Source organism: Parvularcula marina (genome assembly GCF_003399445.1).
Taxonomy (GTDB): Bacteria; Pseudomonadota; Alphaproteobacteria; order Caulobacterales; family Parvularculaceae; genus Parvularcula; species Parvularcula marina.
The window spans coordinates 182,037-195,963 of sequence record NZ_QUQO01000001.1 but is presented as its reverse complement, the minus strand read 5'-3'; the positions used below and the strand labels follow the sequence as shown (position 1 = coordinate 195,963).

At 62.2% G+C, this 13,927-nt stretch carries 12 protein-coding genes; 9 read left to right on the top strand and 3 right to left on the bottom strand.

Features of this window, described 5'->3' with window-relative positions; all coding sequences use genetic code 11:
- Positions 1 to 81 precede the first annotated feature (81 nt).
- Entirely contained in the window at positions 82 to 1,986 is a 1,905-nt protein-coding gene (sppA, locus tag DX908_RS00925) for a signal peptide peptidase SppA (RefSeq protein WP_158548393.1), read from the bottom strand.
- Between the two features lie 184 nt (positions 1,987 to 2,170).
- On the opposite strand from sppA, the gene DX908_RS00920 reads away from it, so the two are divergent.
- The 6 genes from DX908_RS00920 to DX908_RS00895 all read left to right on the top strand — a co-directional run bounded on the left by DX908_RS00920 (position 2,171) and on the right by DX908_RS00895 (position 10,590).
- Entirely contained in the window at positions 2,171 to 3,172 is a 1,002-nt protein-coding gene (locus tag DX908_RS00920) for an AAA family ATPase (RefSeq protein ID WP_438943308.1), read from the top strand.
- Positions 3,173 to 3,181: 9 nt separating this feature from the next.
- Positions 3,182 to 4,057 (top strand): DUF58 domain-containing protein, encoded by an 876-nt coding sequence (locus DX908_RS00915; RefSeq protein WP_116390598.1) that lies wholly within the window; start codon positions 3,182 to 3,184, stop codon positions 4,055 to 4,057.
- Positions 4,057 to 6,774, top strand: coding sequence for a DUF4159 domain-containing protein (locus DX908_RS00910; RefSeq protein WP_116390597.1), 2,718 nt, complete (start codon positions 4,057 to 4,059; stop codon positions 6,772 to 6,774). Before DX908_RS00915 ends, DX908_RS00910 begins: the two co-directional genes overlap by 1 nt.
- A complete protein-coding gene (locus DX908_RS00905) occupies positions 6,771 to 8,840 on the top strand; it encodes a hypothetical protein (RefSeq protein ID WP_116390596.1) in 2,070 nt (689 codons plus the stop codon). Before DX908_RS00910 ends, DX908_RS00905 begins: the two co-directional genes overlap by 4 nt.
- Positions 8,841 to 8,909: 69 nt before the next feature.
- Entirely contained in the window at positions 8,910 to 9,530 is a 621-nt protein-coding gene (locus DX908_RS00900) for a hypothetical protein (RefSeq protein ID WP_116390595.1), read from the top strand.
- Positions 9,531 to 9,636: 106 nt separating this feature from the next.
- On the top strand, positions 9,637 to 10,590 hold the full coding sequence (locus tag DX908_RS00895; RefSeq protein ID WP_116390594.1) for a tyrosine recombinase XerC: 954 nt from the start codon (positions 9,637 to 9,639) through the stop codon (positions 10,588 to 10,590).
- Positions 10,591 to 10,595: 5 nt separating this feature from the next.
- On the opposite strand, the gene DX908_RS00890 is transcribed toward DX908_RS00895, so the two are convergent.
- Positions 10,596 to 11,540 carry a cation diffusion facilitator family transporter gene (locus tag DX908_RS00890; RefSeq protein ID WP_116390593.1) on the bottom strand — a complete coding sequence of 315 codons (945 nt, stop codon included), beginning with the start codon at positions 11,538 to 11,540 and terminating at the stop codon, positions 10,596 to 10,598.
- Positions 11,541 to 11,705: 165 nt separating this feature from the next.
- Between DX908_RS00890 and DX908_RS00885 the strand changes: the two genes are divergently transcribed.
- The 3 genes from DX908_RS00885 to DX908_RS00875 all read left to right on the top strand — a co-directional run bounded on the left by DX908_RS00885 (position 11,706) and on the right by DX908_RS00875 (position 13,486).
- Positions 11,706 to 12,458 (top strand): hypothetical protein, encoded by a 753-nt coding sequence (locus DX908_RS00885; protein WP_116390592.1) that lies wholly within the window; start codon positions 11,706 to 11,708, stop codon positions 12,456 to 12,458.
- Positions 12,459 to 12,504: 46 nt separating this feature from the next.
- A complete protein-coding gene (locus tag DX908_RS00880; protein WP_116390591.1) occupies positions 12,505 to 12,864 on the top strand; it encodes a hypothetical protein in 360 nt (119 codons plus the stop codon).
- A 67-nt stretch (positions 12,865 to 12,931) separates the two neighbouring features.
- Positions 12,932 to 13,486, top strand: coding sequence for a hypothetical protein (locus DX908_RS00875; RefSeq protein ID WP_116390590.1), 555 nt, complete (start codon positions 12,932 to 12,934; stop codon positions 13,484 to 13,486).
- Positions 13,487 to 13,507: 21 nt separating this feature from the next.
- On the opposite strand, the gene DX908_RS00870 is transcribed toward DX908_RS00875, so the two are convergent.
- Positions 13,508 to 13,903 (bottom strand): RusA family crossover junction endodeoxyribonuclease, encoded by a 396-nt coding sequence (locus DX908_RS00870; RefSeq protein ID WP_116390589.1) that lies wholly within the window; start codon positions 13,901 to 13,903, stop codon positions 13,508 to 13,510.
- Between the last annotated feature and the right edge of the window lie 24 nt (positions 13,904 to 13,927).

The window sequence follows — 13,927 nt, the reverse complement described above, 5'->3', positions numbered from 1 at the left end:
TCCCCCCACATTGAATGGGGACAAGAAAAAACCGGCCCCAATGGGACCGGCTTCTTCAGGAGGAGAGTAAACAGATGTCGGTCAGTACGCGACCGGGCACTGCAGACAGCGCACATAGACGCCCTGCGGATCGTTGAACCCAAGAAGGAACCGGCCTTCTTCGAGGGCAAAGCGGACCAGTTTTGTCATATCGACCGAGCGGGAAGACGTGCCCCCGAACATTTGCGCGGCGACATCAGCATGGGCGTCGACTTCGGCGCCAGCGAGATTCTCAAGGAATTTCTCAAACGGCGTTTTCGGACGGGTCATGCCGATGACGTCATAATCCTCGACACCAGCACGGCTGGCAGCGGAAGCAATCGCGTCATCAATCGTGCCCAGCTTGTCGACGAGGCCGATTTCGATGGCGGTCGCGCCGATCCAGACACGGCCCTGGCCGATCTCGTCAACACGCTCGACGGACATGCCGCGGCCTTCAGCGACGAGGCTGGTGAAGCGGCGATAGACGTCTTCGATCGAGGCCTGAATGATTTCGCCATAGGCTTCCGGAAGTGGGCCCATCCCGGCAGCGGAAATCGCAGCCAGCGGGGTCGTGCCGACACCATCCGTGAAGACACCGACTTCAGCCAGCGTGTCCTCGAAAGTCGGGACATAGCCGAAGACACCGATGGAGCCTGTGACCGTGGTTGGCGCAGCCCAGATCTCATCTGCGCTGGCACTGATCCAGTAGCCGCCGGAGGCTGCAAGCGAGCCCATGGAGACGACGACCGGCTTGCCGGCTTCTTTCAGTTTCAGGAGTTCGTCCCGCATGACTTCGGACGCGAAGGCCGAGCCGCCGGGGCTGTCGACGCGCAGGACAAGTGCTCTCACATCATTGTTGAACCGGGCTTCGCGAAGTTGGCGGGCAATCGTGTCGCCAGCGGCCACACCGTAAGGCTCGTCCCCATCAACGATGGTGCCGGCAGCGGTGACGACAGCGATCTTCGCTGAGTCCTTGCGGATTTCCGGGGTCTTCGCAGAGACCTTGTAAGTCTCATATCCGACGCCGCGAAAGCCGCCATATTTGCTGTTATCATCGCGCCCAACGAGCGAGGCGATGAACTCGATCTGATCGGGGCGATTCATGAGCTGGTCGACAAGACCCGCGTTCAGCGCCGCCATGGCAACATTGTTGCCTGCCTCGCGCATCAGCTCGCCGGTATTGTTGGCGTAGGTTTTCACACTGGTCTGAAGGTCGCGATTCTCATCGACAGCCAGCGCATACTGGTCCCAGAGAACGCCGAGATAGGCGCGGTTAGCCAACTTGGCTTCTTCAGACATATCATCGCGTAGGAAGGGCTCGACCGCCGCCTTGAACGTCCCGACACGGAAGACATTCGACTTTACTTTCAGCTTGTCGAGAGCTGATTTGAAGAAGGTGCCGTAAGAGCCGTAACCGATGATCTCGAGACCACCGAAATCGTTGAGCAGGATCGTGTCCGCCTCGGAAGCGATCAGATATTGCTCCTGGCTGTAGTAATCACCGATGGCGATCACCCGCTTACCTGTGGCCCGGAATTTCTCGACTTCCGCCGCGACATAATGAGCTTTCGACGCATAGATGGACGGAACATAGAGTCCCTGAAGGTCGAGAACGAGGACATCGATCCGGTCATCCTCGGCGGCGCTGCGAAGAACGCGCACCAGCTCGTGGACGGAAATCTGGTTTTCGGAGCGGGCACCGAAGGCCGCAGCCAGCGCATCGCCCAGCGTATCTTCGGGCGGCGCGGTCTCAACCAGCACGCCGCGCGGATTAAGCAGCAGCGCGCCATTATCCGGCACTTCAAGCGACGGACCTTCACCAGACGCACCGGAAAGAGTTTTGGAAGCATTGGAGGTGATGCTGATCAGCGTGACCAGAATCAGCAGAAACAGGAGCGACTGCGCCAGAAGCGACAGGCCGATTACCGCCTTGAAGAGGCCTTTAAGGAAACCCCAGACCGTCAATCGATTACGCTCGCCATCCATTACACTTGCCCTCCCAGACAGAACCTTACCGGCATACCATACAATCTTTATCGGTAAACACTAAAATGAGACTTTCCCGGCTTGCTGAAAGTCCATTTGTCCCCGCCTCCGCCATCGCCTACGGCTGTGGTCAAATATAGGAATTCCAACAGAAAGCCCGCCTGTGTCCGACAATATCTCTCCCTTGAGCTCGCTTAGCCCTCAGGAACAAATAGCGGCATTCGAAAAGCATGCCAGCACGTTGCATCGCGTCAAAGACGAGCTGAACAGGCTCATATTCGGCCAGGAATTGGTCATAAATGAGGTGCTCGCGGCGATTCTTGCGGGCGGGCACAGTCTGCTGGTGGGTGCACCGGGCCTTGCCAAGACAAGGCTCGTTTCGGCCATGGGCACGGTTCTGGGGCTCGATCACCGGCGGGTCCAGTTCACCCCCGACCTGATGCCGACCGATATCCTCGGCACCGAGATTCTCGAAGAGGATGCGAATGGCAAACGCGCCTTCCGATTCGTGAAGGGCCCCGTTTTCACGCAGCTCCTGATGGCCGACGAGATCAACCGGGCCAGCCCACGGACGCAAAGCGCTCTCCTCGAAGCGATGCAGGAGCGGCAGGTGACCATTGCCGGGGAGGAGCGCGCTTTGCCGCACCCCTTCCTCGTCCTCGCAACCCAGAACCCGATCGAGCAGGAAGGCACCTATCCCCTGCCCGAGGCCCAACTCGACCGCTTCATCCTGCAGACCGAGATCGGCTATCCGGACGAGGCCGCCGAGCGCCGGATGCTCGCCGCAACGACTGGGTCCGAGGACCTGACGCCGCAAAATGTCTGTACCCCCGCCGACCTTGAAGAAGCGCAGCAATTGATCCGTATGATGCCGATTGGCGATGGGCTGATCGGCGAGATCCTCTCGCTCGTGAATGCGCTGCGGCCGGGTGGTGCGAAAGAAGACCTCCTCCTCTGGGGGCCAGGACCGAGGGCCAGCCAGGCGCTCAGCCTGACCGTCAGGGCGCGCGCGCTTCTTGACGGGCGGACCGCGCCAAGCCGGGAAGACCTGATAGCGCTGGCTCCCGCTGCGTTACGTCACCGGATCGCCCTGACCTTCCCGGCACGCGCCGAAGGCCACACGGTCGATGATGTCATTCGTGAGCTGACTGCCCGGATTGGATAATCCTGACCGATGACGAATGCCCTGACGCTTGAACGGCACGCATCAGAGGCGGCGCAGAACCTGCCCGCCCTTCTAGCCAATGCCGAAACGCTCGCCGCGACACTGACCGCTGGCGCCCATGGGCGCAGGCGGCCGGGGCCCGGTGAGACCTTCTGGCAGTACAGGGACTATACCCAGAACGACCCGGCCTCGGCAATTGACTGGCGCCAATCGGCCCGCGTGCCGAACCGCTATTTTGTCCGCGAGACCGAATGGGAGACCGCCGCCACGGTGCGTCTGTGGTGTAGTCAGGCCGAGAGCATGGAATATGGCTCACGCAGCGTCACCAAGCTGTGGCGGGCGGAAATCCTGACGACTGCGCTTGCGCTTCTTCTGACCAAGGCTGGAGAGAAGATCGGCGTCCTGCCGCCTGAAGGCCCCGGACAGGGCGGACAGCGCGCGGTCATGACGCTCGCGGAATATCTCGTCTCCCCGCATCGCGAAAGCGAGGATCCTCTGCCGCCGCTCTGCCCGCCGGGCACGACACAGGCCGTCTATATCTCCGACTTTCATGCGCCGACGGAGGATCTCGTCAAACGTCTCAAGGAGATCGCCGCAACCGGCGTGCCGACGCATCTGATCGCCATCTCCGATATCGCCGAGGAGACTTTCCCCTTTACCGGCCGCGTTCTTTTCGAGCCGCCGCGCGAGCATCATCATGCAAGGCTGTTCGGGGACGCCAAAGCGATTGCCGATGCTTATTTTAAGGCACGACGCGCGCATTTCGGGGTCGTTGAGGATACCTGCCGGCGTTTCGGGTTCACCTTCATCCGTCACCGCACGGATGGACCGGCAACCCCGGCACTGGCGCAGATCCATAACGCTGTCGCAGGGCAGGTCCGCTGATGGCAGGGCTTAGCTTCTCCGCGCCCCTGCTGCTTGGCGCCCTCATCACCCTGCCCTTTATCTGGTGGCTGTTGCGCGCGATGCCGCCCGCCCCGATCCGTACACGGTTCGGCGGGATGATGTTCCTTGAGGGGCTGGAGAACCGCAAGGAAACCCCGTCCAAAACGCCTTGGTGGCTGCTCCTGATCCGTCTTGCCGCTATTGCGCTGCTCATTCTTGGCCTTGCCGGTCCCGTGCATGGCGCAAGGAAGGATCTTGATGGCGACGGCCCGCTTCTCCTCATCGTCGATAATAGCTGGCCTGCCGCCCCCAGATGGCGCGAGCGGCAGGATGTCCTGCGGGCTCTTGCCGCCAGCCCCGGCGCTTCGGGCCGGGCTGTCCGCATTCTGACAACAGCGGGGGAGCCAGCGCTCAGCGATCCCATGACATTGCGTCAGGCCGCGGAGGAATTCTCCGGCATGACGCCCGAAGCAGCCCTACCCGACCGTGACCTCTTGCTTGATCTCATCGAAGAAGAAGCCGTCGCGCTCAATGATGTCGCCTGGGTCACTGATGGTGTGATCGGACGACGCGGGGCCGACCGGGAATTCCTGCGGCGGCTAGATGAGACGGGCAGCCTGACCGTCATCCGTCCAGCGGGGCAAGTGACGATGGCGATCCGCTCGCTTCATTCCCTGCCGGATGGGTTGCGGGTCGAGGTCGAGCGTATCGGCAGTAATGTTGATGGCGGCACGGTCCTCGCCTCTTCCGCCGATGGCCGCCCACTTGGCGAAGCGCCATTCACTTTCGAGAACGAAGAAGATGTCGCCGAGGTCCGGCTGACCCTGCCGCTCACCCTGCGCAATGAAGTCGGCAAGCTGACGATTATCGGCCTGCGCAGCGCGGGCGCCACATGGCTCGTTGATCCGCGAGCTCGCCGGGTGCGAGCCGGGGTCGTCTCGGACGGCTCAAGCGGGCTTCTTGAAGGCGGTTATTATATCGAGCAGGCGCTAGCCGACACCGCCGTCATCAATAGAGGCGCGCTCGGTGACCTGATCACCGAAGACACAAGCCTGATCATCCTTGATGATATCGGCGTCATCCGGGGTCCAGTCGAAGACGCCCTACTCGTCTGGGTCCGCGCGGGCGGCACGCTGGTCCGCTTTGCCGGGCCGAATACATCGAATGCGGAGGAAGCGACTGGTCCCTTGCGCTCACAGAGCTTCCCCGTCGCCCTTCGCGGCGGCGCACGTGCCTTTGGCGGCGCCTTGAGCTGGACCGAGCCGCAGACCGTTGCCGCCTTCCCCGAAGGCAGCCCTTTTGCTGATATGAGCCTGCGCGAGCCGGTCAGGATCCGGCGTCAGGTTCTGACGCGGGCCAGCACCGAGCCCGGCTATGAAGTCTGGGCGGCGCTCGAGGACGGCACACCCCTGATCACTGCGCGTCCCGAAGGCGACGGACGGTTGATCCTGTTTCACGTGACCTCAACCCCGACATGGTCGGACCTGCCGGTCTCAGGTGTCTTCCCGTCGCTCCTTGGACGGATCGCCCAGACCGCAGCCGATGTCCCTTCCATTGCCCCGACCGATGCCCTCGCCCCATGGCGCCTGCTCGACGGGTTCGGTGGCTTGCGGGATCCCGGCAGCCGGGCGGTCCCGGCCAGCCCCGAAGAAATGCTCGAAGGGCTTGCCGCCCCAGGGCTATACGGCACGGCCAATTCTGCCTTTGCGGTCAATACCTATGGCGAGAATGCCCCGACGCTTGACCCCTTGGGCATCAGCCTGATGCCCAGCCATGCCGCGATCCGCGGGCTCGATACCGGCGCGGTCCGGGAGTTCGGCCCGATGCTCATTACCTTCGCGATGATCCTGATGGCGCTTGATGCGATCAGCCTTTTCTTCCGCAATCGGATGGTCAAGGCCGTGACCGCTGCGGCGCTCGTCTTTGCCGTCGCCATGCCGATGGCGCCGTCTGCGAAAGCCCAGACAGCTGATCTGCGCCCGGAAATCGACACCCAGTCGCTGGCCGCCGCCCTGTCGGTACGCTTTGCCTATGTCGAGACAGGCGACGCCGATATTGACCGCGTGGTGCGCTCAGGCCTGACCGGGCTCACCCGTGAAGCCACAAGGCGCTCCGCCCTTGAACCTGCGCCCCCGGTTGGGGTCGATATCGAGCGCGAGGATCTGTCCGTCTACCCGCTTCTTTACTGGGTCATCCGCGAGAACACGCCGCCACCGTCGGACGGCGCGCTCTCCCAGCTGGAAACCTTCATGGCCGAAGGCGGGCTTCTGATCATCGACACGATGGATGGCGAGCGCCAGACCGATGCAGCGCTGACCCCGCAAGGAGAACGTCTGCGCCGCATCCTTCTCCGGATGAACATCCCGCCGCTGGAGCCCCTGCCAGCGGATCACATCCTGAAGAAATCCTTCTACCGGCTTGATGACCTGCACGGAAGAAACAGCGGCGGGCCGGTCTGGGTCGAGGCGTCTTCTGCCTTGCGCGACAGCACCGATGGCGTCCCCTCCCTGATCATTGGCGGCCGCGAATGGGCCGCCGCATGGGCAACCGATGAGCTTGGCCGTCCGCTGCGCTCGGCGGGACAAGGCGGTGAGCTGCGCCGCGAATATGCCTATCGCACCGGCATCAACATGGCGATGGTCGCGCTGACCGGGAACTACAAGGAAGATCAGGTCCACGTGCAGGATCTTCTCGACAGTCTGGGAGAAGCGCCGTGACCGGATTGTCGCTTTCGCCACTTCTGCCGATCCCGTTCATCCTGATCCTGACTGTTCTGGGGCTGGCGGCCGCCGCTTTCCGCATCCGCATCTCGCGTGCTGGGTTCATCTTCCGGACGCTCGCCGTCCTTGCAGGCGCCGCCTTCCTCCTTTCGCCGCAATGGCGGCATACGGAGGGCGAAGATGTGCAGGACATCGCGGTCATCCTTGAGGACCAGAGCCGCAGTCTTGAATTTGGTGGACGCGATGAGATAGCGCAAAGTGCTGCCGACCGGCTGGCCGAGACGCTGACCGATCAGGGGCTAGATGTCAGGCGCATCGGCTTTGGCTCGCGGACGGAGACGAACCTTGCCAACGCGCTGACCGAAGGGCTTGCCGATATTCCCCGGCGGCGTCTTTCCGCCATCACGGTCATTTCGGACGGTCAGGTGCAGGGTGATCTTGAGATCGCGGCCTCCCGGCTTGATGTTCCCGTTCACTCGCTCGTCACCGGTAATCCGGGCGCCGAGCGCGACCGCCGCGTTGAGATCGTCAGTGCCCCGCGCTTCGGCGTCGTCGGCGAGACAGTCGAGCTTGTATTCCGTATCGTCTCCCCCGGCGAGACCGGTACGCTAACCGCGACCCTGTCTGTCGATGGCGAGCCTTATACGACCGCCGATCTGGCGATCGATGAGGATGTCACCCTGACCGTGCCGCTCCACCGGCCCGGCGACCGGCTGATCGAGCTGGCGCTAGAGCCCTTGCCCGGTGAGCTGACGCCGCTGAATAATCGCGCTGTCACCGCCCTGACGGCTGTGCGCGACAGGCTCCGTGTGCTGCTTGTCTCAGGCGAGCCCCATGCCGGGGAACGGGTCTGGCGGAATATCCTCAAAAGCGATCCCGCCGTTGATCTCGTCCACTTCACGATCCTGAAACCGGCCGAGAAAGTGCCAGTGGCGCGTGAGGAAGACCTCAATCTCATCCAGTTCCCGCACGTCGAGCTGTTCCTTGAAAAGCTGCCCGATTTCGATGTCCTTATTTTCGACCGCTATACTTATCGCGGCGTGTTGCAGGCGTTCGAGTTCGAGCAGATCGCCCGCTACGTCGAACGCGGCGGCGCGGTGCTGATCGCCGCCGGTCCTGAATTTGCCGAACGCGGCTCGCTCGCCAATCGTCCGAACCTTGACTATATCCTGCCCGCAACGCCATCTGGTGCCGCGCAGGAGAATGCCTTCCTGCCAACCCAGAGTGAGACGGGCCTCCGCCATCCCGTGACCCGCACACTCGGCTCGTCACGCGACTGGGGACGCTGGCTGCGGCTCCTGCCCGCGCAGGTCCGCCGCGGCGACGTCCTGATGACCGGCACGAATGACCAGCCGCTGCTGGTCGTCGACCGGGTTGGTGATGGCCGGATCGCCATGCTGCTCTCCGATCATATCTGGCTCTGGGCCCGCGACTTTGACGGCGGCGGTCCGCACAGAGAGCTATTGCGCCGCCTTGTTCACTGGCTGATGCAGGAGCCTGAACTCGAAGAAGAGGCCCTGACCGGTCACATTACCCCCGAAGGCGTGCTCGAAATCACGCGCCAGAGCCTTGGTGATGAGGTGCCCGCCGTCACCATCATCACGCCTGAGGGCGATGAGGAAACCGTGACCCTCAACGCCTCCTCACCCGGCGAATTTACCGCCACGGCTGACGCCTCACTGCCCGGCCTTTACCGGCTGGAGACGCTCGATCCTGATGGCGATGTCCTTTTCGCCCTTGCCTCAAGCGGCGAAGAACATATCGCCGAAATCGACGCCGTCACGACGACCACGGATATTCTTGCGCCTTTCTCTGAAGCGACAGGCGGTAGCATCACGACGCTGACATCGGCGAGCGGCACCCTGCCCAATATCCGCCGTGTCGCGCCGGGGCGGGAGACCAGCGGCACGCGCTGGATGGGCTTCCCCCGCCGCAACACGATGCAGATCGAAGCGGTCCGTATCCGCCCCATTCTCACCCCATGGATCGGCTTTGGCCTGATGGGCGGGCTTCTCCTTCTGGCATGGTTACTGGAAGGGCAACCATGGCGCCGTAATCATTAAGCCTCACGCAAGGCGCGAGGGGTACGGTCTCCTTCTGGGTGGGTTTTCTGACACTTGAGAAGTGGAAACATGATGATGCTGCGCGTGGGGCGGCAACGGAAAACCAGTGCCGGTTTTGGACATCAGCCGATTGATGCTCTCTCCCGTCTGGAGAAAATCAACAGCGCAACGTCGTCTGCGCGCGGGAACAGCCGTGCGCCGCAGATGGATGGCATCGCCGAAGCGCTGGGCATGCTCGATGACGCCGTGACGGTGCTTGAGCATGTGAGGACCGATCTGCGGCTTCTTGCCGAGCCGGTGATCGCAGCCTCCGCCGAGCCCGATTCGGTGACCCGAGCGCTGTTTGCCGATGAGTATGATGAACGCCGCGACGCGCTCGCCCGCCATGTCGTCGGCCCGCAGGATGCTGCCGCCGTGCTCTTGAACCAGGACGGACAGGAATATGGCGTGCCCGTTGATGATGCGCTGACCTACCGGATCGGCCGCTTCCCGATGGCGCTCGGCCCCGAAGGGCTTGGCCTGCCCGCCCCTGCAGGCGGCTTCTCGGAAATGTCCGAAGTCATTGCCGTCCTCAAGGCCATCGAAGGCGCACTCGACAAGATCGATCGGGTGTTCACGCGATATAGTCAGGACAAGACCTTTCTTGAGCGCAAACTCGCTTTTCTGAAGGACTCTGTGGTATCCTCGTAATCCAGACGAGGATGCCCCGATGCCCTGCCGCCGAATAGCTTCTTTTATTTCAGCCTTTCCCCGGCAGGGAGATGGACCGCGCTGCCAGATCGGGACTGCGTGAGCCATGCGCCCCACTTCCGATCCCGCCCAGTATCGCCACCTCTCAAAGGCCTTCCTGCGCTATATCGCCGCCGAGAAGCGCTATAGTCCGAATACGGTGCGTAATTATGGCCAGACGCTCGAACGGTTTGACAGCTTCGCCATGGCCCATCGCGGGCACGCGCCAACACTGGCTGATCTCGATGGGTGGAAGACGGCAGACTTCCGCGCCTTTCTGGCCAGCCGCCGCCGCGACGGTGTCGGCGCCCAGACGATCAAGCTCGACCTTTCGGCGCTGCGCAGCTTTTTCAAATTCCTCTCTCGCGAGACTGGGCTGAAGACGGCGGCCCTTGCGGCCTTGCGCAGCCCCAAGGCGCCCAAAAAACTGCCGCGCCCGATCCCGATGCAGGCCGCCACTGCGCTGAGTAGCGCCGCCGATCCCGAAGATGATTGGCAAGCCCACCGCAATCACGCGCTTTTCGCGCTCCTATACGGCGCAGGGCTGCGGATCAGCGAAGCCCTGTCGCTAGACTGGGGTGATCTGCCCAAACCCGGCCAGCCGCTGCGCATTCTCGGTAAGGGCGGGAAAACCCGCGAAGTCCCACTCCTCGATATCGTCCGGGAACGGATCGCTACATACCGCGAAGCGCTTGAAGATAGCACGAGTGCAGCAGGCGGCGGATATTTTACCGGCAACGCCCCGCTCTTCCTCGGCGCGAGAGGCAAAAGGCTGTCCCCGGCAGTTGCCCAGCGTGCGCTCCGGCTCGAACGCGCGGCCCTCGGTCTTGATGACAGCGCGACACCTCATGCCTTGCGGCACGCTTTCGCCACGCATCTTTTGAGTGCCGGGGCAGACCTTCGCGCGATCCAGGAGCTGCTCGGGCATTCCTCGCTCACCTCAACCCAGCGCTATACGGAGGTTGATGCCGGCCGGCTGCTGGCCGCGCATTCCGCCGCCCATCCCCGCGCAAGAGGATAGGCCCGTCAGGCGGGCTCTTCTTCCTCGATCACTGTTTCGAACTGGCCGAAGGCGTCATGGCTTTCGGTCATGCCGGACAGATCCTGATGGATGATGAGGTCAGCACCGGGGAATTCTTCCCGCAGCCGTTTGTCGACACGGGCCGCAATCTCATGGGCGTGCCGCAGCGAAATCTCAGGATCGAGTTCGAGATGGAACTGGATATAGGGCGTAGACCCCGCTTTGCGTGTCCGGAGCGCATGGAGTCCGAAGACTTCCTCATCCTCCAGCACCAACCGCTCGATCCGGTAGCGTTCGTCATCGGAAAGCTCTTCATCCATCAGCTGGGGCAGCGCCCGCCGGCTGATCTCCCAGACCGACCAGAAAAGGAAGCCGGCAGCGATCAGACCCGCGAAACCGTCCGCCCATAAGAGTCCGAATTGCGAGACGAGGATCACAGCAAAGAGCGTCCCCGCATTGCCGATGAAATCGCCGACATAGTGTGCCCGGTCGCTTTCGGTCGCCATCGAGCCCGATTTGCGCACCGCATAGGTCTGGACACTGACGAGAACGACCGTCAGCGCCAACGACAATAGCATGATGCCGAGGGCAAAATCCGTGTTGAGCAGCGGTTGCGGGTTCATCAGCCGCTGGATTGATTCAACCAGCACAAAGACCGCCGAGCCGGTGATCAGAACGAGCTGAACGAGGCTCGAGATCGCCTCTGCCTTGTCATGTCCGAACCGGTGGTTCGCATCGGCCGGCTGTGCCGCCATGCGGACGCCAATAAAGGCGATACCGCTGGCAAGAAGATCAAGAAAGCTGTCTGCCAAGGAACCTAGAATGGCGACGGAGCCTGATTGCTGCCAGGCGACCGCCTTGGCCGTGGCGAGGATGAACGCCGTTGCCACCGACCACAGTGTGGCGATGCGGGCCCATTTGGCGCGGTCAGCTTTGGCATTCCCCGTCATATTCCGGCGGTAAGCTGAATTTCCCTTATGGTCAAAGCAATTAGGGGCGGCTGAAACGCAAACGCATTCTCAAGAGAAGCCAATGATATTCCCCGATCCGGCTTCCCTTCGGGCCCGGCCCCGCGTAACACTCCCCCAAGGTAAATTCGAGCGAAGGACGGCCCCATGGCGCAAGGGAGCTATCAACTCGGCGGTGAAGAGGTAAAACAGGAATCGTCCTGGCGTTATCCGCTGATCATCCTGTTCGCGACCCTCTTTCTCTGCGTCATCTTCCTCTATCACTATGTCGGCCCCGACGTGGATGAGATTCAGGGGAACAAGCCGCGCCCGACGATTTCAGAAGACCTAATCGAGATTGCCGTCGGCGATGTCGATCTGCGCGTGCCGTCCAATTACACCGTTTTCCCGCGCGACCGGCGCCCCGGCGAGCGTGAGCTTCTGACCCTCTTTGCCTCCTGGCCGCGGATGGAGGGCTTCTCGACCTCACGGCGCAGCGATTTCATCGAGAATGAGCCAGATGCCCGACGCATCGACGTACTGATCGGCCTCAAGCGCATTCCGTTCAACGAGCAGGACAGGCTTCGCATCCTCTATCTGCCGCAGACAGTGGACCCCGCCGGCAGCCCATATGAGCATGGCCTGACCCGCTACACCTTCCGGCAGGGCACGATCGAGACACCTGCGTCCGGGTATTCCGACAAGATGATGCTGACCGGCACGGCCAGCTCCGGAGAGACCGCGATTTTCTTCTGCTATCCCGAGGATGAGACGGGCGCTGTGTCGCCCGAATGCTTCCGCGAATTTGACCTGACCAATGACGTGACGGTGAAGTATTACTTCAAACAGCCTTATCTTGCCGAATGGCAGCGCATCGATGAGGGCGTGAAACGCCTTGTCGGCGGGCTTCGCGGCATCTGATTGTTTTAAGACGCCGTTCAGCGTTCGGCGGTAACGTTAAGCGCTTATGGAAGACCTGACCTTCGTCCTTTCTGTCGCCTTTTCCGGCGCCGACCTCACCCGTGCCCTCTGGCTGGCGCTGGTGGGCTCGCTTTTCTGTACGAAAAACTTCCAGCCCTTGCGGATGACGGCGATCATTTTCCTGATCGACCGGATCTGGCCTTATGCAGGCATGGCGCTTGCTGGCTATGACATGCCGGAGATTGCCGCCTCGGTGGCCTATGCGGTCGAGACCTTCCCGCGCGATGCCACCATCTATCTGCTTCGTTTCGGCGGGCTTTTTGTCCTTTGTGCCTCGGGCTACCACCTGCGGCTGCTGATCCATCGCGGCAACGTATCGAATAAAAAGATGCCCGTGCCCTATTAAGGGGCAGAATCGGGCGACGCAGCTCCCTATGTTATGCTGAGGCCCAACAGCCCGGCGAGGAGATGACATGCTGCAATCTTTGACGATTTCCGCCTTTGCGCTTGTGAGCGCGGCCCTCCAGCCTGTGCCTGCAGGTCCCGATGACGGCCCTGAGGCGATTGCCGCCCAGTATTTCGCGCCGCCGAGCTCCACCAAGGTCGACCGCGTCGTCACGACCGAACGGCTGGAACGCGCAGGGCCAATCACCCTCGCCCGCTCGATCGGCAAGGTCGAGGAAGCCTTGACCCAGTGCCAGGCCCTCCGCCTGCAGATGGAAGCGCTGATCGGTGACAATTACGGCTCCTATTCTGTCCACCCCGGCTGGGTCGATGGTTACAAGGATTGCCTTGAGACCCGCTTTGACGAGATCCAGCAGGTGAAGGTCGCAATCGACCGCCGCCAGCAGGCGCTCCTCTCGGGTCAGAATGCGGACTCCGCCGTGCGCGCAGCCGATGCGATGGCCCGGCTCTCTGTCTACCAGCTCGATGTCCGCAAGGCCGTCGAAGCGGAAGTCAGTGAGCAGAAGAAATTCATTGCCTATTACAACACCGGCAACAAACCGCAGGCCGCCGACGCGCAATAGCCGGGAATGACCCGGCATGCCTCACGCTGAGAACAGGCTGTTATCGAGCGGAACTTCCGGGAGCTGGTCCTCTAGCGGGGTCACCCGAACGGCAATCCTGTTCGCCGAGCCCGTGAAGCGTTCGGAGACCAGCCGCACGACCTGCCTGTCATCGCGCCAGATATAGCCCGACAGCGAATCGAGCACGGCTTTTGCGACATTGTCGACATCGTGATGGCCGCGCTTGTCAGCCATCACGCTCGTCCAGATGCGCACCTCGAACGGCCCGAACCATGGACGGATCGAAGCCGCGTTCTCTTTCATGAAGGCTGAGACGAATTTCTTCAGCGTACGTGTCTGGGTCGTCGCGCCGTCGATCAGGATCAGGACCTCATCGCCTTGCGTGATCAGCCTGACATGTCCACGGCCCGAGCCCATCTCGTTACCTCACAGCCCTGCTCG

Bases quoted from the DNA above. Each gene is read 5' to 3' on its own strand.
- DX908_RS00900 (WP_116390595.1), top strand. From the start codon at position 8,910: ATGATGATGCTGCGCGTGGGGCGGCAACGGAAAACCAGTGCCGGTTTT.
- DX908_RS00915 (WP_116390598.1), top strand. From the start codon at position 3,182: ATGACGAATGCCCTGACGCTTGAACGGCACGCATCAGAGGCGGCGCAG.
- DX908_RS00880 (WP_116390591.1), top strand. From the start codon at position 12,505: ATGGAAGACCTGACCTTCGTCCTTTCTGTCGCCTTTTCCGGCGCCGAC.
- DX908_RS00870 (WP_116390589.1), bottom strand. From the start codon at position 13,903: ATGGGCTCGGGCCGTGGACATGTCAGGCTGATCACGCAAGGCGATGAG.
- DX908_RS00875 (WP_116390590.1), top strand. From the start codon at position 12,932: ATGCTGCAATCTTTGACGATTTCCGCCTTTGCGCTTGTGAGCGCGGCC.
- DX908_RS00910 (WP_116390597.1), top strand. From the start codon at position 4,057: ATGGCAGGGCTTAGCTTCTCCGCGCCCCTGCTGCTTGGCGCCCTCATC.
- DX908_RS00890 (WP_116390593.1), bottom strand. From the start codon at position 11,540: ATGACGGGGAATGCCAAAGCTGACCGCGCCAAATGGGCCCGCATCGCC.
- DX908_RS00885 (WP_116390592.1), top strand. From the start codon at position 11,706: ATGGCGCAAGGGAGCTATCAACTCGGCGGTGAAGAGGTAAAACAGGAA.
- DX908_RS00895 (WP_116390594.1), top strand. From the start codon at position 9,637: ATGCGCCCCACTTCCGATCCCGCCCAGTATCGCCACCTCTCAAAGGCC.